Genomic DNA, 24,101 nt, shown 5'->3' on the forward strand with positions numbered 1-24,101 from the left:
GCGGCCCGGCGTGACGGCACTGTTATAATGCGCGTCGGTTTTGGCGCCGGTCGCCACGGCAGCGCCCGCGGCACCCGCGGGTTCCGTCTGCCACCTGTCCGCGCCGCCGCCTGATCCCGATCCCGCGATCCTGCAATATCCTGTTTTCAGCAGACGCAAACGCCCCGCCTGCCCCGCCGACTCCGCGCCGCATGGTCTGGCCGCAACGCGCACTGCCCTCACCTGCCCATCCGCGAAGATGAATCACGATCCGAACGACGCAGTCCCGTCCGACTGCCCGCTGCCCGACGCATCGGGCGAGTCGCACGAGTCCGCCGAAGGCGCTTCGACCGACGCCCTGCACCGCCGCCGCATCCGCAGCTTCGTGACACGCGCCGGCCGCGTCTCGACGGGCCAGCGCCGCGCGCTCGACGATCTCGGTCCGCGCTTCGTCGTCCCCTACACGCCGCAACCGGCGGACTGGGACGCCGTGTTCGGCCGCCGCGCGCCGCGCGTGCTTGAGATCGGCTTCGGCATGGGCGCGAGCACGGCGGAAATCGCCGGGCTGCGTCCGGACGACGACTTCCTCGGCGTCGAGGTGCATGAACCCGGTGTTGGCGCGCTGCTCAAGCTGATTGGCGAGCAAAACCTGGCGAACATCCGCATCATCCAGCACGACGCGGTCGAGGTGCTCGAACAGATGATCGCGCCCGCGAGCCTCGACGGCGTGCATATCTTCTTCCCGGATCCGTGGCACAAGGCGCGCCATCACAAGCGCCGCCTGATCCAGCCGAAGTTCGTCGAACTGCTGGTTTCGCGCATGAAGCCGGGTGCCTACCTGCACTGCGCCACCGACTGGCAGAACTACGCCGAACAGATGCTGGAAGTGCTGAGTGCGACGCCCGCGCTGCAGAACACCGCAGACGGCTACGCGCCGCGCCCGGACTATCGGCCGGTCACGAAATTCGAGCGACGGGGCCTGCGCCTGGGCCACGGCGTATGGGACCTCGTGTTCCGCCGCCGCGCGGACTGAACGGTCTGTCGGACAGCAACATGCACAAGGGGCGCACAAGGCGCCCCTTTTGATTTTCAGTCTTCCCAGCCAAGCCCGCCGCCATAGCCGAACAGCAGGACGATGAGGCCGAACACGATGCGATACCACGCAAACGCCGTGAAGTCGTGCGAGGCAACGAAGCGCAGCAGCCAGCGCACGCAGGCAAACGCGCTAACGAACGCGGCAACGAAGCCCACGCCGAACAAACTCAGCCAGTCTATTGAGAGCGCTTGCCAGTTCTTGTGCAGTTCGTAGACGGTGGCGCCGAAGATCACCGGAATCGCCAGGAAGAACGAAAACTCGGTGGCGATGCGCCGCTCGAAGCCGAACAGCATCGCACCGATGATCGTCGAACCGGAGCGCGACATACCCGGAATCAGCGCAAAACACTGCGCACAGCCGACCTTGAACGCGTCCAGCGGCCGGATGTCGTCGATCGAGCGTACCCGCGCAGGCGTCTGCGCGGCCGGCGCACCGGAACGACGGTGGCGCCCCTCCACCCAGAGTATGACGAGGCCGCCGGCCACCAGCGCGAACGCCACGGGCACCGGCGCGAACAGCGCCGACTTGATCGCCTTTTCGAACAGCAGGCCGAGCACGACGGCGGGCACGGTCGCGACGATCACGTTCAACGCGAAGCGCCGCGCGTCGGGCCGCGTGGGCAGCCCCGCGATCACATTGCCGATCTTGCCGCGAAATTCCCAGCACACCGCGAGAATCGCCCCGAACTGGATTACCACGTCGAAGGTCTTCTCGTAGTCGCCGTCGAAGCTGAGCGCGCTGCCCGCAACGATCAGATGGCCGGTGCTCGATACCGGAAGGAACTCGGTTAGCCCTTCGACGACACCCAGAATCAAAGCCTTGCAGAACAGTATCCAGTCCATCCGTTTCCTCGCGAGGATTCGCGCCGGACGGAAGACGGGACCGCCGGCGGCTGCACGCGGCGGCGTCGCGTCGGCTTATTTCTCGACGATCTGCACTCGCATGCCGTTTGTAAGGATGTTGATTGTACCCGGTTCGTAGTTGACCCCGGCAAACTGCAATTGCTCGGGCTTGAACGTGTAGACGGGATAGTTGTTGAGCAACTGCGCGGCAGCGAGCGCCGCCACCGAGCCCACCTGCTGTCCGTAGGCCGCGGCCGCGCCTTGCATGTCCACGCTGTCGACCGACGGCGACTGGAGCACCACCGAGCGGCTCGCGGCATCCCACGCAAGCGCGCTCGATAGCGTGAAAACGCCATCGACAGGCTGCTGCAACAGCGGGCTCTGAAGCTCGGCGTCGAGGCGGACGGCCACGCGATTGCGATCGGGCTGCAGCACGACGACGGGGTTCGTCAGCGTCACCTCGAAGAGTTGCTGCAACGAGCGGTGATACGGGAACTTGCGCTGGACCGCCGCCTGCACCTGCTCCTGCGAGAACGTGTAGTGATCGGGGATGAACGGGAAGGTACCCGTCGCACACGCGCCCAGTGACATGGCCGTGCCCGCCGCGGCACATGCCGCGAGGAGGAAGGCTCGCCGGGAAACGCGCGTTGCCGTATGAATCATGCGAAATCTCCTTGAAGGGCGGCGCGAGGCCTGCCGTTCGAAACGTGGGAAGGACGCACTCAGGCGTCGGGCGAGGGCCGCGTCGCCGACTCGAGCCGCGTGAGCCAGACGATCGCCTCTTCGCGCGAGGCGCCGCACATCTCGGCCTGCGGCTGCAGCCCCGAGCAGCATGCGGGCCGCAGCGGCGAACCGAAGATCGCGCATTGCAGATCCTCGCCAAGCTGAATGCAGCGCACGCCCGCGGGCTTGCCCCCGGGCATGCCCGGAATCGGGCTCGTAATGGACGGCGCGATGCAGCACGCGCCGCAGCCGGGGCGACATGCGTGACCCGGCACGTCGAAGGGGGAAACGGCACTCACCATCTGCTTCCTGAATCAGTCGATACGATCCGCCTCGCGACGAACCAGACGCATTGTGCCATTGCCGGCTGCGACCTTTTTACACAAACGCCAAACGCACCGCACTCTTAAACTGGATCAATCCGGCGCAAGAAATTATGCCGTCCGGTGCCAGGCCCGAGCGATGTCCGGGTGTTGCCCGAATGTTGCCTCGAAATGGCGCCGGCCACGGCCGCACGGCGCCCCAACAACGAGAACCCCGCATGCGTGACGCCGATCTCCTGTTCCGCCCCGACCTGCTGGCCAAGTACGGCGCGAACGGCCCGCGGTATACGTCCTACCCCACCGCGCTGCAGTTCCGCGAAGACTTCGATCCCGCCCACTACTTCCGTGCCGCCACCGACCCCGGTGCCGAAGAAACCGATCTTTCCCTCTACTTCCACATTCCATTCTGCGACACCGTCTGCTTTTATTGCGGCTGCAACAAGGTTGCGACGAAAAACCGCACCCGCGCGAAACCGTATCTGAAACAGATGATCCGCGAACTGGAACTGCAGGCCGCACTTTTCGACACGAAGCGGCCCGTCTCGCAGCTCCACTGGGGCGGCGGCACACCTACCTTCCTTTCGCCCGACGAGATGAGCGCACTGATGGCCGCCACGCGCGCGCACTTCACGCTGCGCTCCGACAACGAGGGCGAATATTCGATCGAAATCGACCCGCGCGAAGCCTCGGCGGCCACTATTGCGCATCTGCGCGGCCTCGGCTTCAACCGCCTGAGCCTCGGCGTGCAGGACTTCGACCCGGTCGTGCAGCGCGCGATCAATCGCGTGCAGCCGCTGGAGATGACGGTTGAATGCATCAATGCGGCACGCGCGAACCGCTTCGAATCGATCAGCGTCGATCTGATCTACGGACTGCCGCATCAGACCGTGGCGAGCTTCCGGCGTACGCTCGACACAATCCTGCTGCTCGCACCCGATCGCCTTTCGGTGTTCGGCTACGCGCATATGCCGCATCTGTTCAAGATGCAGCGGCAAATGGATGCGGCGGCGCTGCCCTCGCCCGCCGAACGGCTCGCGCTGCTGCAGCTCGTGGTCGAGCAGTTGACCGACGCGGGCTACGTTTACATCGGCATGGATCACTTCGCGTTGCCTACCGACGAGCTCGCAGTGGCTCAAAAGCAGCGCACGCTGCATCGCAATTTCCAGGGCTACAGCACGCGCGCCGACTGCGACCTGATCGGCTTCGGCGCGTCGTCCATCGGCAAGGTCGGCGACGTCTACGCCCAGAACGCGAAGGATCTGCCCGGCTATGGCGCCGCGCTTGACGCGGGGCGGCTCGCGATTGCACGCGGCATCCGCCTGGGCGCCGACGATCGGCTGCGCCGCGACATCATCACTGAGCTGATGTGCAATCTCGAACTGCGCTTCGACGAGTTCGAGGCCGCCTACGGCGTGAGTTTCCCGAGCGCCTTTGCACCCGAACTCGAACGCCTGCGCTCGTTCGAGGAAGACGGGCTTGTCGCGCGCGGCGCGAACCGGCTCGAAGTGCTGCCGGCCGGGCGGATGTTCGTGCGCAATATCGCCATGGTGTTCGACCGCTACCTCGGCACGCAGCGCCCGGAGCAATTCTCGCGCACGGTTTGAGCGCGTGGTGGGCGCCGGTTGCCGGGCGGGCTGAATTAGGTCATAATTCTTGGCTACCCGGCGCATAGCCGTCGTAAATAGCGACGGATGGTGCCGAGGTCCTGCCTCGGTGGTGAAATTGGTAGACGCGCCGGACTCAAAATCCGGTTCCGAAAGGAGTGCCGGTTCGATTCCGGCCCGAGGCACCAAGTACTCTCCGAACGTTCACAACGTTTCGCCAGCAAACCCCGCCAGACATAGCGCTGCGGGGTTTTTTGTTGCCATCGCCTGCAACGCGTTACCAGTGACAGCCGGTGGTATTTTTGGTGGCATCAGCTCAGCTACCACCGAATTTCGCGCTGCGATACCACCATGCCGCTCACCGACACTCAAGTCAGGAGCCCGGTACAACCCGGAAGACAGCGGCAACCGTCTGCCAGACAGCGGCCGCATGTACCTCCAGCTCGACAAGTCCGGCGCGAAATACTGGCGGATGAACTACCGGGAATTGGCTGATTAGTCCGAGAATACATACTTGCCGTTGATCTTCCTGACCGAGACAATGGCCAGGTCCGGAAACAGCCGGTGACGAACGAACCAGACATAACCAATGATCACAACGCCGACTCCCAGACCAATAGAGGCCCAGACGGGGTCATCAGAGAAACCCTGAAGTTGTCGCGGCAATTGGGAAAGCGAGAGAAAGATAAACGCCGTGTAAATAGTGGCGTTGTCGGTCAAGAACCCCCGCAAAAACAGAATAGCGAACAATACTCCAATCGCGCCGACCACCACACCAACAGCCATCGACGCATTAAGGGCAACATACCCTCCCAGGAGAATCGCAAGCATCAACTGGATGCAGGCAATCGCGATCACGATCCTGCGATGGATCTTGTTGTCGGCGCAACGGCGCGGGTCTACGTGCGTTGCAATAAGGTACGCAAGAGCCCGATCCTTTACACCTTGCCCCGATAACTCAGCAAAAACGTCCTGTTTCTTCGCGCCGGCAGACAGCATTACGGCGACTTTCGTCCGCATTTCACTTCTTTTCATTTATGCCCCCTTTCGCATCCCGGTCCGAAGCAGACTGGTGATTTCTTGCGACGATATTCTACACACGGTACAGAACCGACAATCGGTGTGATGCGATTCTTGCAGCCGCATCAGCGAGATGCGCTTCGGGTAGGTGAATCCAAGACGAGGCTGCGTCAGACCAATGAATTGTATTTACGAACAAACATCACCGCGATACTCACGGATTGCCGCTCCAGGCGCGCCATTACGGGCATGGCGCCCGACGCGTCAGTAACAGCGAATTTTTTCGCATATTATTAGTTCACCTATTTCCGCGCAGTTTCGAAACTGCCGATGGGCCTGAAAGGCTTATACCTCAAGGAAATGCGGGCGGCGTGAGCCGGAATTTCCGAACGCTTTTCCGCGCAGCAAGTCCGCAGATAATGCCGAACTGGAAAAACCGCCAGCGTCGATTGCAGTGGAATCAGCAACGGCGGGCGGGCGTAGTTTCCACCCTGGTTACCACAGGAAACAGGCGTTTGGAAACCGCTGAGCCGATCTGCAGCAGCGCTGCGCGACAATCCGGTTAAACGTCTTGCCGGGGCGCCAGGTGAAGGCCCTGTTGTCGCAGCAGGACAGGAAGACCTGTTGGTCCTACGAGGTGCAGGGCACCTACGACTATCAGATTATGCGTGCCGGCCCGGACCATCTCGGCAATCAGTGGCGCCCAATCCTCATTGCGCCTGGTCAGGACAGCGTCGACGGATTGCGGCCAAAGCTTTCTGCGGTCCTCCAGTAGATTTTCGAAGTGTCCGAGGTCGTGGTTCTGCCATGCCGAAACCATGGCTTCTATCTCCGAAAATCCTGCGTCCGTTGGCGTTGCAATATGGTCCAGGAGCGAAACTTGTTCCGACAAGGGTGTGCTCATCAAAAGACGCAACTGGTCGTTCAGATCTTCGAGATAGTCAATTTTCTTGCGCGCCAGTTCCGATCTCTCGCGCAGAAGGTGGTCCACGCCAAACTGTGTCAAATACCCGTTCCGAGATGCCTCCGAGATTTGCAGAGTCATGGCGACCATCACTGGACGCAGCACCAACAGATTCGCGTCAGGAAGTCCCAGTCGAGCCCAGTGCGCATGCACCCTGCGAAATACCGGTGGCTCCATGAGCCTATCGAGGCGAGTATCGGGCGGCAGCATGAATAGCGATGCATCTGGGGCAACCTTCTGATCGGCCTCGAAGATCACGCGATCGGCCTGCTCGAAGATGCGCCCGGCGATGTCGGATAAAGTCAGTCGCGCCATGTTTGTCACATGGACGGAACCGAGCACGTAGGTGTTTGAACCTTCGATCTGCCAGAGCACGCCACTTCCCCCAAAACGTCAATCAGCGGACTTGGCCTGAATGCGTACCGCAGCCGCATTATCCTCAACCGGCTTCAAAAGCAAAGCCCCGCACTATTGCGGGGCTTTGCGCGCTTACAACCGTCCGACTCCATCAACGCAGATTAGTCTGCGCAAGCTCGATCACCTCGTCCCCGCGCCCGCTCAGCACCGCGCGCAGCATATAGAGGCTGAACCCCTTGGCCTGCGCCCATTGCAGCTTCGGCGGCATCGCCAGCTCATGCTTGGCCGTCACCACATCGACGAGCGCCGGCCCAGGATGCGTGAACGCCGCGCGCAACGCATCGTCGAGCGCTTCCGACGTCTCCACCCGCACGCTGAATATACCCGCCCCCTTCGCGATGTCCGCAAAGTTGGTCGCCACGAGGTCGGTGCCCGTTTCGACGTAGCCGCCAGCCTTCATCTCCATCGCAACAAAGCCCAGCGTGCCATTATTCAGGACAACGATCTTGATCGGCAGGTCGAGCTGCCGCGAAGTCAGGATGTCGCCGAGCAGCATCGAGAGCCCGCCATCGCCCGACAGCGAGATCACCTGTCGGCCCGCATGGGCCGCCTGCGCGCCCAGCGCCTGCGGCATCGCATTGGCCATCGACCCGTGGTTGAACGAGCCGTGCAGCCGGCGCTTGCCGTTCATCGTGAGATAGCGCGCCGCCCACAGCGTCGGCGTGCCGACATCGACGGCGAAGATCGCGTCGTCGGCCGCGAGCGCGTTCACGCGCGCCGTCACGTATTGCGGATGCAGCGGCTTGCCCGCGGGCGCCGGCGTCGCGAGATCGTCGAGACCCTGGCGCGCAGTCTTGTAGTGCTCCTTCGCACGCTCGACGAAGCGGCGATCGGTCTTGCGCGTGAGCTTCGGCGCGAGCGCCCGCAACGTCTCGCGCACATCGCCCACGAGGCCGAGCGCAAGCGGCGCCCGCCTGCCGAGCGCCGCCGGATTGCGGTCGATCTGCACGATGTTGGTGTGCTGCGGATAGAAGTTGCGATACGGGAAGTCGGTGCCGAGCATCACGAGCGTGTCGCACGACATCATCGCGTGATAGCCCGAGCTGAAGCCGATCAGTCCCGTCATGCCCACGTCGTAAGGGTTGTCCCATTCGACGTACTGCTTGCCGCGCAATGCATGTACGGTCGGCGCGCCGAGCGCGTCCGCCAGCGCGACGACTTCGTCGTGTGCGCCTTTGCAACCGCTGCCGCACAGCAGCGTGACGGCTTCCGAGCGGTTCAGCAGGTCGGCGAGCCGGTCGATGTCCGCCTCCGCCGGCAGCGTCGCCGGCCGCGCGGCCTGGGCCCATGCCGGCTCCTCGCCGGTCGCTTCGAGCAAGGCCACGTCGCCCGGCAGCACGATCACCGCCACGCCCTTTTCGTCGATGGCCGTGCGCAACGCCGTCGCGAGCACGCGCGGGAACTGCGAGGCGTTCGTCACCAGTTCGACGTAGTGGCTGCACTCCTTGAATAGCTCTTGCGGATGCGTTTCCTGAAAGTAGTGGAGGCCGATCTCCGTCGACGGAATGTGCGCCGCGATCGCGAGCACGGGAACATGGTTGCGTTGGCAATCATAGAGGCCGTTGATGAGGTGCAGGTTGCCCGGCCCGCAGCTTCCCGCGCAGACCGCGAGCCGCCCCGTTGCCGCCGCTTCGGCTCCGGCCGCGAATGCCGCAACCTCCTCGTGGCGCGTATGCATCCAGCGAATCGTGCCAAGACGATCCAGGCTCGAAGACAAGCCGTTCAGGCTGTCACCGGTGACGCCCCAGATGCGCTCTACGCCCACCGCTTCGAGTGTCTTCGCCAGATAATCCGCGATCGTGTTCGCCATGCTGTCCTCCTCGTAGACTGACGCGCGGCGCCGCGATGTGCCTGTCCCGCTGCACATCGCGGCACCGCGCCGGAAAAAGGGATGCGTATCGCGCAACCGCGCCGTCATTCGCCGGCGGCAATCTGCGATGCGTCGCGCTACGTTACGCCATCCTCGCGAAGGATGCTTCGAAGCCCGCATGCGGCAAGCGAGGCGCCGCGCCCGCCCCGGACCGCGGTGCCGGTTAGAATGCAGCGGTTTTGACGCCGTCCGCCGGTCTTCATGAATCTCGAAAGCATTCTCTTCAGCCAGGGTTTCGGTTCGCGCCGCCAGTGCCGCGCGCTCGTCGCCGACGCGCGCGTCGCCGTCGCGGGCGCCCTCTGCACCGATCCGCTCGCATCGTTCGACACCGCAGGGCTCAGCTTCAGTGTGGACGCCGAACCCTGGCCGTTTCACGAACGCGCGTATCTCGCGCTGAACAAGCCTGCGGGCTACGAGTGCTCGCGCGATCCGCAGCACCATCTGAGCGTCTTTCATCTGCTGCCGGCACCGCTCGCGACGCGCGGCGTGCAATGCGTTGGCCGTCTCGATCAGGACACGACCGGCTTGCTGCTGCTTTCGGACGACGGCCAGTTCGTTCACGCCTTCACGTCACCCAAACGCAAGGTGCCGAAGGTCTACGTGGCAACGACACGCCACGCGCTAGACGACACGCAACTCGAGGCGCTGCGTACTGGCGTCCTGCTGCACGGCGAACGGGAGCCCATCGCGGCCGTCGATGCGCGCACGCACGGCGAACATGAACTCGAACTCACGGTGCTGGAAGGGAAGTACCACCAGGTCAAGCGGATGATCGCCGCTGTGGGTAATCGCTGCGAGGCACTGCATCGCGAGCGCATTGGCGGCTTCACGCTGCCCGCGGATCTCGCGCCCGGCGCCTGGCGATGGCTCGAAGCGCCCGAGCTCGACGCACTGCGCGAAGGCTGATCCCCACCGTATCGACACCGGTTGCGGCTATGTGCGGTGCCGCACTCATATCGTCGGAACCGTCCCTGTTCCGCCGCGCCGCAACATGCCCTTCCTGACGTTGCGCCCTATACTCGTTTAAACAATGATTACAAGCGATGCAAGGAGGGGGGCTATGTTCATCAACGGCACATATCAAATTTCATACGTGTTGATGGCGTTCGTGGCAATGGGGGCGCTGCTGATCGGCGGGCTGCTCGTGTCGATGCGTTTGCGTCATCGATATCAGCCAGGTCTGATCGGCGTGCTCATCGGCGCCCTGTTCTGCTTCCTCTTGCTCGAAGCGCTGCCGGCCATCACGTGAACGGCACGCTTGCGCCATGCCGCCGCGCCCTTGTTCACGGGCGCGGCGGCAGCGTGCGCAGAAAATCGTCGACGCTCGGATAACGCAGTCTCACACCCAGTTCCCGCTTGAGCCGTCGGTTCGAAAGGCGCCGGGATTCGCGCATGAACGAAAGCAGCATGGGTTCGAGGCGGCGTTCCGCTTCCTCCCGGCTCACGCGCGGCGCCCGCGCGAGTCCGAACGCATCGGCCACGCGGTCGAAATAGTCCCCCATCTTCAGTTCGCTGTCGTCCGACGCGTGCACCACGCGCGCCGGGCGGCCATGCGCGGCGAGCCGCACCATGATGGCGGCCAGATCGTCGGCGTGGATATGGCTCGTATAGACGTCGTCACGCTCGACCAGCGCCGGCGTGCCTTTCGCGAGACGAGCGAGCGGCAGGCGGTTGGCCGCATAGATGCCGGGAATGCGCGCGATCGAAGCCGTCAGCACGCCGCGCGCGGTCGCGCGGCGCAGCACGCGCTCGGCGGCCACCCGGCGCTTGGCGCGCGCGTTGGCGGGTCGTACAGGGCGCGTTTCGTCGATGCGCTCGCCTTCGCAATCGCCATAGACGCCCGTGGTGCTGGCATAAACCAGTTTCAATCGGCCAGTGCGGATACGCGTCCGCCCTGCGGGCCCCATAGTGCGCTCGGGTACAATAGACCGTGCTTTGCGACGCACCGGCAGCGCTGCGCGCGGGCTTGCCGCCATGCCGCGCCGCGAGGCTCCATGGGGTCTCCCGGCCGGCCGCGCCGCCGAACGGCTCCGGGCGGTCAAGGCGGCGATCAGATGACGGCTACGGTTGTCGTCTTCGCCGGATTTTTCCGGCGGCGCGAGGTGCAGCACGACATTCGCGAGCCCGGCGAGCCGCGCAAGACTCGCCCGCACGTCAAGGTCGCCCACCAGCGGGACCGTGCCGGCCTCGCGCAGCGAAGCCGCGCGTGCCGGCTGGCTCGTGAGCGCAAACACGCGTGCGCGGGGGCGCAGCAGCACGGCGCAGCGCAAGCCGACGTCGCCGCAACCGACGATCAGGATGCGCGCACGGCGCAAGGTTCTTGTGGCAATCATGGTGGACCCATTTTAAGCCGTCGGCCCACGTCGGCGGCGGCCCTTACGGATTTCCGACTTACGCTTCAATCGAATATGGCTTTCAACGTAACGCTCAAGCAAAGCGGCCGGCAGTTCCAGGTCGAACCGGACGAACCCATCCTCAATGCAGCCCTGCGCCAGGGCGTCGGCCTGCCTTATGGCTGCAAGAACGGCGCCTGCGGTTCGTGCAAGGGCACGATCTGCAACGGCGAGATCGAACAGCGCGCGCACGCGGCCTCGGCGCTTTCGAACGACGAACGCACGCGCGGCATGGCGCTCCTGTGCTGCGCGACGGCCCAGTCGGACCTCGAAATCGACATCCGCGAAGTCGCGGGCGTGGGCGACATGCAGGTGCGCAAGCTGCCCACGCGCATCGCCGCGATCGAGCGCCGTGCCGACGACGTGGTCGTCCTGAAGCTGCAACTGCCCGCCAATGAGCGCCTGCAATACCTCGCCGGCCAGTACCTCGAATTCATCCTGAAGGACGGCACGCGCCGCAGCTACTCGATGGCGACCGCGCCGCACGAGGAAGGCCCGCTCGAACTGCACGTCCGCCACATGCCGGGCGGCAAGTTCACCGACCACGTCTTCACGCAGATGAAGGAGCGCGACATCCTGCGTTTCGAGGCACCGCTCGGCACCTTCTTCCTGCGCGAGGACTCGGAGAAGCCGATTGTCCTGCTCGCCTCGGGCACCGGCTTCGCGCCGATCAAGGCCATCGTCGAGCACGCGGCCTACAAGAACCTGAACCGCCCGATGACGCTCTATTGGGGCGCGCGCCAGAAAAAGGACCTGTACCTGCTGGATCTCGCCGAACAATGGGCGAAGGACATTCCGAACTTCCGCTTCGTGCCGGTGCTATCGGAACCCGCTGCGAGCGACAACTGGACCGGCCGCACGGGCTTCGTGCACCGCGCGGTGATCGAAGACCTGTCTGACCTGTCCGGCTATCAGGTCTACGCGTGCGGCGCGCCGGTCATGGTGGAATCGGCGCAGCGCGACTTCTCGCAGCACCACGGCCTGCCCGAAGACGAGTTCTACGCGGACTCGTTCACAAGCGCAGCGGACCTCGCCAACCCCGTTTGATACGGCCTCTCACGCGGTTCGTGGCGGCGGGTTGGCCAACTGCCGTCACGAAAATTTCTTCCGCCGTGCACAATTGACGGTTTACACGGCCGATCCGCTTGTCGTATTCTTGCGCCCATGAACCGCATCCTGTCCGCTCTCCGACGTCGCCGCTTGCCCGAATAGGGCCTGGCTTCGTTGCGGACGCGCGTCACTCACGCGCATGCAGTTCGAATTACGAAAGCCACGGCCAGCCGTGGCTTTTTGTTTTTCCGGCCGCCCCGTCGCGGCTTCCTTGCCACCCTTGTTGCAACCCTTGAGCGCGGAGCCCGTTGCCATGAATTTTTCCGAGTACCCGACCGAGTCGCTGATGTACATCACCAACCGGCCCGAAATCGTTTTCACGCATGGCAAGGGGTCGTGGCTCTACGACAACGCAGGCAAGCGATATCTGGACTTCATCCAGGGCTGGGCCGTCAACAGTCTCGGCCACTGCAACGAAGGCATGATCGAGGCGCTCGACAAGCAGTCGCGCCTCCTCATCAATCCGTCGCCGGCCTTCTACAACGAGCCGATGGCGAAGCTCGCGAACCTCCTCACGGAACATAGCTGCTTCGACAAGGTGTTCTTCGCCAACAGCGGCGCGGAAGCCAACGAAGGCGCGATCAAGCTCGCGCGCAAGTGGGGCAAAAAGCATCGCGACGGCGCCTACGAGATCATCACGTTCGACCACAGCTTCCACGGCCGCACGCTCGCGACGATGTCGGCGAGCGGCAAGGCCGGCTGGGACACGATCTACGCGCCGCAGGTGCCGGGCTTCCCGAAGGCCGACCTCAACGACATTGCCTCGGTCGAGAAGCTCATCGGCGCGAAGACCGTCGCCGTGATGCTCGAACCGATCCAGGGCGAAGGCGGCGTGATTCCCGCCACGCGCGAATTCATGCAGCAACTGCGCGCGCTCACGAAGCAGCACGGCATCCTGCTGATCGTCGACGAAGTGCAGAGCGGCTGCGGCCGCGCCGGCACGCTGTTCGCCTATGAACTCTCGGGCATCGAGCCGGACATCATGACGCTCGGCAAGGGCATTGGCGGCGGCGTGCCGCTCGCGGCCTTGCTCGCGAAGCAGGAGATCTGCGTGTTCGAAGCGGGCGACCAGGGCGGCACCTACAACGGCAATCCGCTGATGACGGCCGCGGGCTATTCGGTGATTTCGCAACTGGTTGCGCCGGGCTTTCTGGAGGGCGTGCGTGCGCGCGCCGACTATCTTCGCGAGAAGCTGCTCGAACTCTCGGCGGAGCGCGGCTTCGAAGGTGAGCGTGGCGAAGGCCTGTTGCGCGCGCTGCTGCTCGGCAAGGACATCGGCCCGCAGATCGTCGAGAAGGCGCGCCTCATGCAACCCGACGGCCTGCTGCTCAACGCCGCGCGACCGAACCTGCTGCGCTTCATGCCCGCGCTCAACGTGACGAACGAAGAGATCGACCAGATGATGGCAATGCTGCGTTCGATTCTCGATTCGCTGTAATCGGCTGGAACCAGGCAATGTCCGTCACGATCCGCCCTTTCGCACGAGCCGACGCCGAAGCGGTCATCGCACTGTGGCTGCAGGCGTTTCCGGAGTATCAGGACACGACTCGCCCGCATCGCAGTCCGCGTCTGTCGATCGAGAACAAACTCGGTACGCAGCCCGAACTGTTTTTCGTCGCCACGCGCGACGAAGACGGCGCGGTGGTCGGAACGGCGATGGCGGGCTACGACGGGCATCGCGGCTGGCTCTATTCGGTGGCCGTCGATCCGGCGGAGCGGCGGCTCGGCATCGGCACGGGGCTCGTGCGCCACGCTGAAAGCCAGCTCGCCGCGCGCGGCTGCCCGAAGCTCAATCTGCAGGTACTGCGCGACAAGCCCGAGGTACTGGCTTTCTACGAGGCGCTAGGCTACCGCGCCGATGCGGTGGTGAGCCTTGGCAAGCGGCTGGAACGGCCCATGCTCGCGATCACCGCCGACGCGCAGTAAGCCCCGGCCGCCGCATCGCCAACGCGAAGGCCATAAAAAAAGCTGCATGGGTCTGAACCACCCATGCAGCTTTTTGCTTCGTACTACGAGAGGCGCTTATTCGCCCGCTTATTCGCCAAGGTAGGCAGCGCGCACCTTCGGATCGTCGAGCATCTGCTTCGCGTCGCCTTCCATCGTGACGAGGCCCGAGTCCATCACGTAGCCGCGATTCGCGGCCTGCAGCGCGAGACGCGCATTCTGCTCGACGAGCAGCACCGTGATGCCCTCGCTCGAAATCGTGCGCACCACTTCGAAGATCTTCTCGACCATGATCGGCGAAAGACCCATCGACGGTTCGTCGAGCAGCAAAAGCTTCGGCTTGCTGAGGATCGCCCGCGCCATTGCCAGCATCTGCTGCTCGCCGCCCGAGAGCGTGCCTGCGAGCTGCGTCGCGCGCTCCTTCAGGCGCGGGAAGAAGCCGAACATGCGGTCGACGTCCTTCTTGATGCCCTCGGTGTCGTTACGCAGGTACGCGCCCATCTGCATGTTTTCGAGGATCGACATGCGCGCGAAGATGCCGCGGCCTTCCGGCACCATCGCGAGGCCGCGCTTGAGCAGTTCGTGCGCCGGTACGCCCTTGATCGACTGGCCATCGTATTCGATGTCGCCCGCCGAATAGGGCTTCAGACCCGTGATCGCCTTCATCGTCGTGGTCTTGCCCGCGCCGTTCGCGCCGATCAGCGTGACGAGCTCGCCTTCCCGCACTTCGAGATCGACACCCTTCACGGCCTGAATGCCGCCGTAGTTGACCTGCAGGCCCGTGATCTTGAGAATTGCCTTTGCCATCAGTGCACCCCTGCGCCCAGATATGCCTCGATCACCTTCGGGTCCTTCTGCACGTCATGCGGCAGACCTTCGGCGATCACCTTGCCATAGTCGAGCACTGTCATGCGGTTGCACAGGCCCATCACCAGTTTCACGTCGTGCTCGATCAGCAGGATCGTCTTGCCGTCCGCGCGGATCTTGTCGAGCAGGCGCGTGAGTTCGACCTTCTCGGTCGCGTTCATGCCGGCCGCCGGCTCGTCGAGCGCGAGCAGCTTCGGATCGGTCGCGAGCGCGCGCGCGATCTCCAGACGCCGCTGGTGACCGTACGAGAGGTTGCGCGACGTATAGTCGGCGTACTGCGCGATGCCCACGTATTCGAGCAGTTCGAGCGCGCGCTCCTTGATCTCGCGCTCTTCCTTGCGCTCCGAGGGCGTCTGGAACACGGCGCCGATCAGCCCGTGCTTCGTGCGCACGTGGCGGCCCACCATCACGTTCTCCAGCGCAGTCATGCCGCCGAAGAGACGAATGTTCTGGAAAGTGCGCGCAATGCCCGCCTTCGCCACCTGATAGACGGCCGTCGGCGTGTAGGCCTCGCCGTCGAGCCTGAACTCGCCGGAGTCCGGCGTATAGAGACCCGTGATCACGTTGAAGAACGTGGTCTTGCCGGCGCCGTTCGGGCCGATGAGGCCGTAGATGGTCCCTTGCTCGATCTCGAGGCCCACGTCCGAGAGCGCCTGCAGGCCGCCGAAGCGCTTGTTCACACCCTTCACGGACAGGCGGATGGATTTGTTGCTCATATTCGTCTCTCTGTCCTTTTAGGCGCGCACCGGCTTCTTGCTGGAACGCTTCGCAATCTTCGCGATCTTGTCTTCGTGCTTCGGCGCGGGCCAGAGACCTTCCGAGCGGTACAGCATGATGACGACCATCGCGAGACCGTAGAGCAGTTGACGAATGACTTCGGTATCGACGATTTCATGGCCGAAGATCGCGTCCTGCAGCGGGCCCATCGTCGAGCGCAGGAACTCGGGGAAGATGGCGAGCAGCACCGCGCCGAGAATCACGCCCGGAATGTGGCCCATGCCGCCGAGCACCACGCAGGCGAGCACGACGACCGATTCCCAGAACGTGAACGATTCCGGCGAGACGAAGCCCTGGAAGGAGCCGAACATCGCGCCCGAAAGGCCGCCGAACGAGGCGCCCATCGCGAACGCGAGCAGCTTCACGTTACGCGTGTTGATGCCCATGGCCTTGGCGGCGATTTCGTCTTCGCGGATCGCGGCCCAGGCGCGGCCAATGCGCGAGTGCTGCAGGCGCGTACAGACCCAGATCACGAGCAGCGCGCAGATCACGAACACGTAGTAGTACATGTAGACCGACGTGAACGTGAAACCGAAGATCGTATGCGGCTGGGCGAGATTGAAGCCGGCCACTTCGAGCGGCGCGACGCCGGTGATGCCCTGCGGCCCGTTCGTGATGTTCACCGGACGGTCGAGGTTGTTCATGAAGATACGGACGATTTCCCCGAAGCCGAGGGTCACGATCGCCAGATAGTCGCCGCGCAGGCGCAGCGTCGGCGCGCCGAGCAGCACGCCAGCACCGGCCGCGAACGCCATCGCCACGGGAATCACGATCCAGTACGGCGTATGCAGACCGCCCGGAAACAGGTTCGCAATCCACTCGAACTGCGTGGTGAGGTGCGGCGAGGTCAGCAGTGCGGCCGTGTAGGCGCCGACGGCGTAGAACGCGATGTAGCCGAGGTCGAGGAGGCCGGCGAAGCCGACCACCACGTTCAGGCCCAGCGCGAGCATCACGTAGAGCATCGCGAAGTCGAGCACGCGCACCCAGTAGTTGCCGCCCGTCGCGCCCACCACGAAGGGCAGCGCGGCCACGAAGACCGCCGTGACGATGCCCACTGCGAGAGTCTTCGTCGTGTTCTTCTCGGGGATGAGCGTCGTCGACGGCTCGATCGGTTGAATAGAAGTCATGTTGTGCTACTCCCTCTTATGCGCGGTCCGCAACACGTTCGCCCAGCAGCCCCGACGGACGGAACACGAGCACGACGATCAGCACGATGAACGCGAACACGTCCTGATAGTTACTGCCGAACACCCCGCCGGTCAGATTGCCGATGTAGCCCGCGCCAAGCTGCTCGATCAGGCCGAGCACGATGCCGCCGACCATGGCGCCGCCGAGGTTGCCGATACCGCCCAGCACGGCCGCGGTGAACGCCTTCATGCCGGGAATGAAGCCCATGTAGAAGTGCGCGTTGCCGTACTCGGAGGCGATCATCACGCCGGCCAGCGCCGCGAGCGCCGAGCCGATCATGAAGGTGGCCGAGATCACGAAGTTCGGGTTCACGCCCATCAGGCTCGCATTGGCCGGGTTTTCGGCGATCGCGCGCATGGCGCGGCCGAGCTTCGTCTTGTGCACGAGCAGCAGCAGGCCAGCCATCACGACGAACGCGACGACGATGATGACGATCTCGGTGGGCGAGATCACGGCGCCGACGCCCGTCGCGCTAGGCGTGATCACGTTGATCGGATCGGTGGAGATCAGTTGCGGGAAGGCCAGCGGATTGCGGCCCCAGATGATCATGGCGAGCGTCTCGAGCAGGATCGACACGCCGATTGCGGTGATCAGCGGTGCGAGACGCGGCGCGCGCCGCAACGGCCGGTACGCGACCCGCTCGATCGTGTACCCGACGACCGAACAGACCACGGCGGCGACGATGAGACCGATGAACAGCGTGGGAATGTTCCCGAGGCCCGGGAAGTGGTTATGCAACACGTTGATGGTGGAGAGCGCGACCATGGCCCCCACCATCAGTACGTCGCCGTGCGCGAAATTGATGATGCCCAGAATCCCGTACACCATGGTGTAGCCGAGCGCGATGATGGCATAAACGCTGCCAAGCACCAGCCCGTTTAGGATCTGTTGGACGAAGATATCCATTTAATGCTCCTTAGCCCGTGCGACCGGATTCGCGCTAGTCATCGGCCGGTGGGCGATGTTTTACGGAACCGCAACGACACTTTCGGGTACTGAAAAAAGACCGGTAACGGTTAGCCTCAGCCGGCTCGGATTGCCGCTGTGTTGCAGCGGCAGCTCACCGGATGCGGATGCAAAAACGGCACCGTCGGATGGTTCGGTGCCGTCGGGTTCAACTACCCGCCAGGATCGCGGCGACGCAATCGCGAGCGGCACGATGGCCGCCCATGCATGTGTCGTGCGTCATGACTCCCTCTTTCGGCCCGTTTCCGGTACCGGTGTATGAACGAGCAAGTTGCATGCCAGTTTCTGCAATCGATATGACGACGGGAATCACGGTCATTCCGGTCCGTTTCGCGGCTAACGCCCGAAAGGAACGCGGTCCGAAGCGCGACTCGCCGCTTTCGCCATCACGTCCGGAACGCCTAACAGCCCTTAGATGGTGCACAGTCGCCGTCGACGCCGCACACCTGCCCGTCCTGGCCCTGCCATCGAACCGCGCATCGCGCGGCGCAACCGCAGCCGCCTCGGACGCGGCATCAGCAAACTTGACTTGCATTAATAAGGTCTCCCGCGCCTTCCGGATTGCTCGCCTGAAGGGTGTCAAGCCTTCAGGACGCGCGCATTGTAACTCCAATTATGCGACGGGCAATATGCTGAGCCGGCAGGGTTTTCCTGCATTGCAACCACTTTTTGAGAGTAGGAGCGAAACGTGGTTGCACCTTGGTTGCGCCATTTTTTCGTGCATCAGTTGCACCAAATGTGCAGCGGCTTGCATCAACTGTTGCGAGAAGCTCCCGGAATGCCTTGCCAGGTGGGCCACTGGAAAAGAAGCCACTTCAATCAGGGTTATGCTCTGGACGCACCAGATTGATGCACGCGGAAGCCCAAGCGGACCGGCGTTCAAGTAAATTGGGGACGCGTTGAAGAATCCGGCGGCGAAATCCCACTGGGCAGGTCCGAAAGAACCTGGATGCAACCGGGTTTTCCGGGCCCTTCACATTAATGCGACCCCATTTAACACAACCCGGCGCCGGTTACTGGCCAACGATGCCGGCCAACAAAAAAGCGCGCCTGCGGCGCGCTTTCTTTCAGGGGAACCCAACCTCGAAGCGACTGCGCCTCAGGCTGGCTGACCCAGGCCCCGCGGCAACGGGAAAGCGATATTCTCCTCGATCCCCTCCAGCGCGCGCACGTTGCGTACGCCGAGCTCGTTGAGCCGGAGGATGATCTGCTGCGCGAGCGCCTCGGGCGCCGACGCACCGGCCGTCAGGCCAATGCGGCGCTTGCCGACGAGCCACGCCGGTTCGATCTGGTCGGGCGCATCCACCATATACGCTGGCACGCCGCGCTTTTCAGCAACTTCGCGCAGGCGGTTCGAATTCGAGCTGTTAGGACTGCCCACCACGATCACGAGGTCGCATTGCGGCGCCATGAACTTCACCGCGTCCTGCCGATTTTGCGTGGCGTAGCAGATGTCCTGCTTTTTCGGCTCGCGGATCGCCGGGAAACGGGCCTTGAGCGCCGTGATGATTTCGGCGGCGTCGTCGACGGAAAGCGTGGTCTGCGTGACGAACGCGACCCGCTCGGGGTCGCGCAACCGCAGCATCTCGACGTCGGCAATGTCCTCGACGAGGAACATGCCCGCGGCTGCCTGCCCCATCGTGCCCTCGACTTCCGGATGCCCCTTGTGGCCGATCATCACGATATCGAGCCCCTCGTCGCGCATCTTGGCAACCTCGACGTGCACCTTGGTGACGAGCGGACACGTGGCGTCATAGACGCGCAGGCCGCGCGCCTCGGCGTCGGCGCGCACCGCCTTCGACACGCCGTGCGCACTGAAGATCACCGTATTGCCGGACGGCACTTCGCTGAGTTGCTCGATGAAAATGGCGCCCTTCTTGCGCAGATCCTCGACCACATAGGCGTTGTGAACGATCTCGTGGCGCACGTAGATCGGCGCGCCGTGCAACTGGATCGCGCGCTCGACGATCTCGATGGCGCGGTCGACGCCTGCGCAAAAGCCGCGCGGCTGTGCAAGCAGGATTTCGCTTTCGGCAGTCAAGGACGTGTCCATGGAGCTGATGGGTTTAGAGAATTCCGATGATTTTCACTTCGAACGCAACCGCCTGGCCTGCGAGCGGGTGGTTGAAATCGAACAGCGCAGAGGTCTCGTTCACCTCCTTGAGCACGCCGGCATAGCGACCGCCGTCCGGCGCGTTGAACTCGATCAGGTCACCGGGCGTGAAGTCCTCGCCGATCATGCCGTTTTCGCGCAGCGTGGCGAGCGAGACGCGCTGGATGAGATCGGGATTGCGCTGGCCGAATGCGACGCCGGGCGCTAGCTGAAAGGTCGAGTGGTGGCCCACCTTCAAGCCCAGCAAAATGTCTTCCAGCGGCGGCGCGAGTTGCCCGGCGCCCAGCAGCAGCGTGGCGGGCCGGTCAACGAAGGTATTGACGATTTCGGTGCCATCGGCGAGCGAAAGCCGGTAGTGAAGTGTCACGTGGGAACCGGCTTTTACCTCGGAGATGTCGATGATGCTCATGCAGTACTCATTTTCGTCAGGACGCGCGCTCAGGCAAGAACAGGCGCGTGCGCGCCGCGAGGCGCCGGTCCGGCAGCGTTCCCGCAGCCGGAAAGCCTCTATTGTAAGCCACATATCCACAGCGGTTGGGCTTGCGCGTATGAAAGGCCACGGGCATGGCGCCCCTGGATCCCGGCGCGCCGCACCGTCTTTCGGAGGTCACGATGCTGGAAGCAGCTTGCGCGAAGCCGGCCTGGCGTAGCGCAGAAGTATTGCAAGGCGAAACCCCGTCGCAATCCGCAGCGAACGACGCTCGCTCGCGTGTGCAGCCAACCATGCCGGCTCTCGCCGAACCGGAGCCGGCGCCGCTCGCGCGCGAGCGCGACATGCCGCGCGAACGCCTGCGAGCAGCGGGCCCCGGCGCCCTGTCCGACGTCGAGCTGCTGGCCCTGCTGCTCGGGTCCGGCTTGCCTGGCCACGGCGTCTTCGAGGTCGCACGGTCGCTGATCGAGCGTTTCGGCACCCTGCGCGCGATGCTGGACGCGCAGCCCGAAGAGCTCGATGGCCTGCGCGGCATCGGCCCCGCGAAGGCGGCCAAGCTGCAGGCCGTGCTCGAGCTGGCGCGGCGCGCCCTCGCGGAACAACTGGACGATCGCCCGCTCGTCGATACGCCGGGCGCCGTGGAAGACTATCTGCGCCTCCTGATCGGCGGACGCTCTTACGAGGTCTTCGTCTGTCTGTACCTCGACGTGCGCCACCGGCTGATCCGCCCCCCTGAGGAAAGCTCGCGCGGCTCGCTCTCGCGCATGGTGGTGTATCCTCGGGAGATCGTCCGGCGCACCTTGATGCTCAACGCCGCGAGCCTGATCGTCGCGCACAATCATCCTTCGGGGGCCGTGCAGCCGAGCGCGAGCGACCGGCGCCTCACACGCGTGCTGCGCGAAACGCTCGCGCTCGTGGAGGTTCAGCTGATCGACCATCTGGTGGTGGGCGCGCACGACACTTATTCGTTCGCCCGCAATGGCTGGAATTGAGCCGCAGGTGAGTTACCAGTGAGTTGCCGGCTGCGCCACGAACTTTCGCAAATTGGGTTTGATTTTTCTGGCCTTTTTCTGCTAGAATTGCGGTTTGCCTATTTCCAACCCTGTTCCGAAGCCCATCGAGGCGTTCCAGGGGAAATATGGCCTGGGTTCGAGGTTGTCTCTCATCCATACGTGAGCGCGCTCCTATTCTGGCCATTTCTCGCCTGGGAAACTTAAGCGGCTCTCGAACTCAGAATTTCCGTAGGAGTGTACTCATGGCACGTGTATGCCAAGTCACTGGGAAAGCGCCGATGAGCGGCAACAACGTTTCCCACGCGAACAACAAGACCAAGCGTCGTTTTCTCCCGAATCTGCAAAACCGCCGTTTCTGGGTTGAAAGCGAAAACCGTTGGGTGCGTCTGCGCATCTCGAACGCAGGCCTGCGCCTGATCGACAAGAACGGCATCGACTCCGTGCTCGCAGACCTGCGCGCACGCGGCGAACTGTAAGGAGTAAATCATGGCCAAGGGCGTCCGCGACAAGATCAAGCTGGAGTCGACCGCAGGTACGGGTCACTTCTACACGACCACGAAGAACAAGCGCAACATGCCGGAAAAAATGTCGATCAAGAAGTTCGACCCGGTTGTTCGCAAGCACGTCGAGTACAAGGAAACCAAGATCAAGTAATTGATCGGGTTCCGAGCCTGACGAAGACAAGAAAAACCCCGCTCCTGCAGCGGGGTTTTTCTTTTTGCACCGTTCGCGGAACACCTTTTCCCACCTCCCCTGTCGTGCGGCTTTTCGTCCTGTTGCCGAAGGGAGTATGCTTCCCGCTTCATCGGCGCGCACCGCGTGCGCGCCTCAGTAGAACAAGAGACGGAGAAGCAGGACCATGAATTTCGATGTAGCGATCGTCGGCAGCGGACTGGCCGGACTGAGCGTCGCGCTGAATCTCGCCGACACGCGGCGCGTGGTGGTGATCGCCAAGCGCGAGATGACCGAAGGCGCCAGCGACCGCGCGCAAGGCGGTATCGCCGCGGTGCTCGATTCGGCGGACAGCGTGGAGAACCACGTGGACGATACCCTCGTCGCCGGCGGCGGACTATGCGACGAGGCCGCCACGCGCTTCATCGTCGAGCATGGCCGCGAGGCGATCGAGTGGCTCATCGCGCAGGACGTGCCGTTCACGAAAGATGCGGCTGCGGAGCTGGGTTTTCACCTCACCCGCGAAGGCGGCCACAGCCACCGCCGCATCATCCACGCCGCCGACGCCACGGGCCACGCGGTCGTGCAAACGCTGCTCGAGCGCGCGCGCCAGCATCCGAACATCACGATCCTCGAAGACCATCAGGCCATCGACGTCATCACGTCCGACCGCCTCGGCCTGCCGGGGCGTCGCTGTCACGGCCTCTACGCGCTCGATCTGAAGAACGACCGCACCGTGACGATCCAGGCGCCTCACACGGTCCTCGCGACAGGCGGTGCAGGCAAGGTCTATCTCTATACGACGAACCCCGACACGGCCACCGGCGACGGCATCGCCATGGCGTGGCGCGCGGGCTGCCGGGTCGCGAATATGGAATTCATCCAGTTCCACCCCACCTGCCTCTTCCATCCGCACGCCAAGTCGTTTCTGATTACCGAGGCCGTGCGCGGCGAAGGCGGCGTGCTGCGCCTGCCGGACGGCACGCGCTTCATGCCGGAGCACGACGCACGCGCCGAACTGGCGCCACGCGACATCGTCGCGCGCGCAATCGACTTCGAGATCAAGAAGCACGGCATCGACTGCGTGCATCTCGACATCAGCCACCAGCCCGCCGCTTTCCTCGAAGAGCACTTCCCCACGGTCCTTGCGCGTTGCCGCGAGTTCGGCATCGACATCACGAAGGAGCCCATTCCCGTCGTGCCGGCCGCGCACTACACCTGCGGCGGAGTCGTCACCGACCTCGCGGGCCGCACTGATCTCGCGGGCCTCTATGCGGTCGGGGAAACGTCCTATACGGGGCTGCACGGCGCCAACCGGCTCGCCAGCAATTCTTTGCTCGAATGTCTCGTGATCGGCCGCTCGGCCGCGGAAGCGATCGAAGCCGAAGGCTTTGCCGCCGCCGCACACGCACCGCTGCCCGACTGGGACGAGAGCCGCGTTTCGGACTCCGATGAAGAAGTCGTGGTCGCCCACAACTGGGATGAACTGCGCCGCCTGATGTGGAACTACGTCGGCATCGTGCGTACCGACAAGCGGCTTGCGCGCGCGCAGCATCGTCTCGCCCTGCTGCGCGACGAAATTCTCGAGTACTACGCGAATTTCCGCGTCACGCGCGATCTGCTCGAGTTGCGCAACCTCGTCGAAGTGGCGTCGCTGATCGTGGAAAGCGCACGCCAGCGGCGCGAGAGCCGCGGCTTGCACTACAGCCGCGACTGGCCGAATGCGCTGCCGAAGGCACTCCCCACCGTGCTTTCACCGGAACGCGTGCGCAATCGTACGGTGAGCTGAG

General features: G+C 63.9%; 25 protein-coding genes and 1 tRNA gene. 12 read left to right on the top strand and 14 right to left on the bottom strand.

The window, feature by feature from the left end; all coding sequences use genetic code 11:
* The first annotated feature begins 238 nt into the window (after positions 1-238).
* Positions 239-1,012 (top strand): tRNA (guanosine(46)-N7)-methyltransferase TrmB, encoded by a 774-nt coding sequence (gene trmB / locus V8683_RS07090; protein ID WP_411188774.1) that lies wholly within the window; start codon positions 239-241, stop codon positions 1,010-1,012.
* Between the two features lie 56 nt (positions 1,013-1,068).
* Here trmB and V8683_RS07095 read toward each other — a convergent pair whose 3' ends face one another.
* From V8683_RS07095 to V8683_RS07105, 3 genes are all read right to left on the bottom strand, one after another.
* The gene (locus V8683_RS07095; RefSeq protein WP_411188773.1) at positions 1,069-1,917 is read right to left on the bottom strand and encodes an undecaprenyl-diphosphate phosphatase; all 849 of its coding nucleotides are present in this window, start codon (positions 1,915-1,917) and stop codon (positions 1,069-1,071) included.
* 75 nt (positions 1,918-1,992) lie between these two features.
* Entirely contained in the window at positions 1,993-2,580 is a 588-nt protein-coding gene (locus V8683_RS07100) for a DUF1439 domain-containing protein (protein WP_411188772.1), read from the bottom strand.
* Positions 2,581-2,639: 59 nt separating this feature from the next.
* A complete protein-coding gene (locus tag V8683_RS07105) occupies positions 2,640-2,942 on the bottom strand; it encodes a YkgJ family cysteine cluster protein (protein ID WP_411188771.1) in 303 nt (100 codons plus the stop codon).
* 239 nt (positions 2,943-3,181) lie between these two features.
* Here V8683_RS07105 and hemN point away from each other — a divergent pair, with 239 nt between their 5' ends.
* Both hemN and V8683_RS07115 read left to right on the top strand, forming a co-directional pair.
* Complete coding sequence (hemN, locus tag V8683_RS07110) at positions 3,182-4,567, top strand: oxygen-independent coproporphyrinogen III oxidase (protein ID WP_411188770.1); 1,386 nt, start codon at positions 3,182-3,184, stop codon at positions 4,565-4,567.
* A gap of 103 nt (positions 4,568-4,670) precedes the next feature.
* Positions 4,671-4,755: transfer RNA gene (locus V8683_RS07115), tRNA-Leu, on the top strand.
* Between the two features lie 307 nt (positions 4,756-5,062).
* On the opposite strand, the gene V8683_RS07120 is transcribed toward V8683_RS07115, so the two are convergent.
* From V8683_RS07120 to poxB, 3 genes are all read right to left on the bottom strand, one after another.
* A complete protein-coding gene (locus V8683_RS07120; protein WP_411188769.1) occupies positions 5,063-5,602 on the bottom strand; it encodes a hypothetical protein in 540 nt (179 codons plus the stop codon).
* Between the two features lie 547 nt (positions 5,603-6,149).
* A complete protein-coding gene (locus tag V8683_RS07125; protein ID WP_411188768.1) occupies positions 6,150-6,926 on the bottom strand; it encodes a TraB/GumN family protein in 777 nt (258 codons plus the stop codon).
* Between the two features lie 133 nt (positions 6,927-7,059).
* Positions 7,060-8,778, bottom strand: a complete 1,719-nt coding sequence (gene poxB / locus V8683_RS07130) for a ubiquinone-dependent pyruvate dehydrogenase (protein WP_411188767.1) — start codon at positions 8,776-8,778, stop codon at positions 7,060-7,062.
* A gap of 261 nt (positions 8,779-9,039) precedes the next feature.
* Between poxB and V8683_RS07135 the strand changes: the two genes are divergently transcribed.
* Positions 9,040-9,744, top strand: a complete 705-nt coding sequence (locus V8683_RS07135; protein ID WP_411188766.1) for a pseudouridine synthase — start codon at positions 9,040-9,042, stop codon at positions 9,742-9,744.
* A gap of 154 nt (positions 9,745-9,898) precedes the next feature.
* Positions 9,899-10,087 carry a hypothetical protein gene (locus tag V8683_RS07140; RefSeq protein ID WP_411188764.1) on the top strand — a complete coding sequence of 63 codons (189 nt, stop codon included), beginning with the start codon at positions 9,899-9,901 and terminating at the stop codon, positions 10,085-10,087.
* A 34-nt stretch (positions 10,088-10,121) separates the two neighbouring features.
* Here the strand turns inward: V8683_RS07140 and V8683_RS07145 are convergent, their stop codons facing one another.
* A complete protein-coding gene (locus V8683_RS07145) occupies positions 10,122-11,171 on the bottom strand; it encodes an NAD-dependent epimerase/dehydratase family protein (RefSeq protein ID WP_411188763.1) in 1,050 nt (349 codons plus the stop codon).
* A gap of 75 nt (positions 11,172-11,246) precedes the next feature.
* Here V8683_RS07145 and V8683_RS07150 point away from each other — a divergent pair, with 75 nt between their 5' ends.
* Entirely contained in the window at positions 11,247-12,278 is a 1,032-nt protein-coding gene (locus V8683_RS07150) for a CDP-6-deoxy-delta-3,4-glucoseen reductase (RefSeq protein ID WP_411188762.1), read from the top strand.
* Positions 12,279-12,359: 81 nt separating this feature from the next.
* Here the strand turns inward: V8683_RS07150 and V8683_RS07155 are convergent, their stop codons facing one another.
* Positions 12,360-12,596, bottom strand: coding sequence for a hypothetical protein (locus V8683_RS07155; protein WP_411188761.1), 237 nt, complete (start codon positions 12,594-12,596; stop codon positions 12,360-12,362).
* On the opposite strand from V8683_RS07155, the gene V8683_RS07160 reads away from it, so the two are divergent.
* Positions 12,595-13,779 (top strand): acetylornithine transaminase, encoded by a 1,185-nt coding sequence (locus V8683_RS07160; RefSeq protein ID WP_411188759.1) that lies wholly within the window; start codon positions 12,595-12,597, stop codon positions 13,777-13,779. The two genes, V8683_RS07155 and V8683_RS07160, sit on opposite strands and share 2 nt — an antisense overlap.
* 17 nt (positions 13,780-13,796) lie before the next feature.
* Entirely contained in the window at positions 13,797-14,267 is a 471-nt protein-coding gene (locus tag V8683_RS07165; protein WP_411188758.1) for a GNAT family acetyltransferase, read from the top strand.
* Positions 14,268-14,375: 108 nt separating this feature from the next.
* Here the strand turns inward: V8683_RS07165 and V8683_RS07170 are convergent, their stop codons facing one another.
* The 6 genes from V8683_RS07170 to V8683_RS07195 all read right to left on the bottom strand — a co-directional run bounded on the left by V8683_RS07170 (position 14,376) and on the right by V8683_RS07195 (position 20,605).
* Positions 14,376-15,092 carry an ABC transporter ATP-binding protein gene (locus tag V8683_RS07170; protein WP_411188756.1) on the bottom strand — a complete coding sequence of 239 codons (717 nt, stop codon included), beginning with the start codon at positions 15,090-15,092 and terminating at the stop codon, positions 14,376-14,378.
* Positions 15,092-15,868: an ABC transporter ATP-binding protein gene (locus V8683_RS07175; protein WP_411188755.1), complete on the bottom strand. Its 777-nt coding sequence runs from the start codon at positions 15,866-15,868 to the stop codon at positions 15,092-15,094. Before V8683_RS07175 ends, V8683_RS07170 begins: the two co-directional genes overlap by 1 nt.
* 18 nt (positions 15,869-15,886) lie before the next feature.
* A complete protein-coding gene (locus tag V8683_RS07180; protein WP_411188754.1) occupies positions 15,887-17,056 on the bottom strand; it encodes an ABC transporter permease subunit in 1,170 nt (389 codons plus the stop codon).
* A 16-nt stretch (positions 17,057-17,072) separates the two neighbouring features.
* Positions 17,073-18,023 carry a branched-chain amino acid ABC transporter permease gene (locus V8683_RS07185; protein WP_411188753.1) on the bottom strand — a complete coding sequence of 317 codons (951 nt, stop codon included), beginning with the start codon at positions 18,021-18,023 and terminating at the stop codon, positions 17,073-17,075.
* A 1,159-nt stretch (positions 18,024-19,182) separates the two neighbouring features.
* Complete coding sequence (gene ispH / locus V8683_RS07190; protein ID WP_411190504.1) at positions 19,183-20,145, bottom strand: 4-hydroxy-3-methylbut-2-enyl diphosphate reductase; 963 nt, start codon at positions 20,143-20,145, stop codon at positions 19,183-19,185.
* Positions 20,146-20,149: 4 nt separating this feature from the next.
* Complete coding sequence (locus V8683_RS07195) at positions 20,150-20,605, bottom strand: FKBP-type peptidyl-prolyl cis-trans isomerase (RefSeq protein WP_411188752.1); 456 nt, start codon at positions 20,603-20,605, stop codon at positions 20,150-20,152.
* A 314-nt stretch (positions 20,606-20,919) separates the two neighbouring features.
* Between V8683_RS07195 and radC the strand changes: the two genes are divergently transcribed.
* The 4 genes from radC (at position 20,920) to nadB (ending at position 24,100) form a co-directional block, all read left to right on the top strand.
* Positions 20,920-21,618 carry a RadC family protein gene (gene radC, locus V8683_RS07200; RefSeq protein ID WP_411190502.1) on the top strand — a complete coding sequence of 233 codons (699 nt, stop codon included), beginning with the start codon at positions 20,920-20,922 and terminating at the stop codon, positions 21,616-21,618.
* A 263-nt stretch (positions 21,619-21,881) separates the two neighbouring features.
* Positions 21,882-22,115, top strand: a complete 234-nt coding sequence (gene rpmB / locus V8683_RS07205; RefSeq protein WP_027794135.1) for a 50S ribosomal protein L28 — start codon at positions 21,882-21,884, stop codon at positions 22,113-22,115.
* Positions 22,116-22,125: 10 nt separating this feature from the next.
* A complete protein-coding gene (rpmG, locus tag V8683_RS07210) occupies positions 22,126-22,293 on the top strand; it encodes a 50S ribosomal protein L33 (RefSeq protein WP_027794136.1) in 168 nt (55 codons plus the stop codon).
* A 205-nt stretch (positions 22,294-22,498) separates the two neighbouring features.
* On the top strand, positions 22,499-24,100 hold the full coding sequence (gene nadB / locus V8683_RS07215) for an L-aspartate oxidase (RefSeq protein ID WP_411188751.1): 1,602 nt from the start codon (positions 22,499-22,501) through the stop codon (positions 24,098-24,100).
* Position 24,101 lies beyond the last annotated feature (1 nt).

This window comes from Paraburkholderia sp. AV2 (assembly GCF_054968425.1).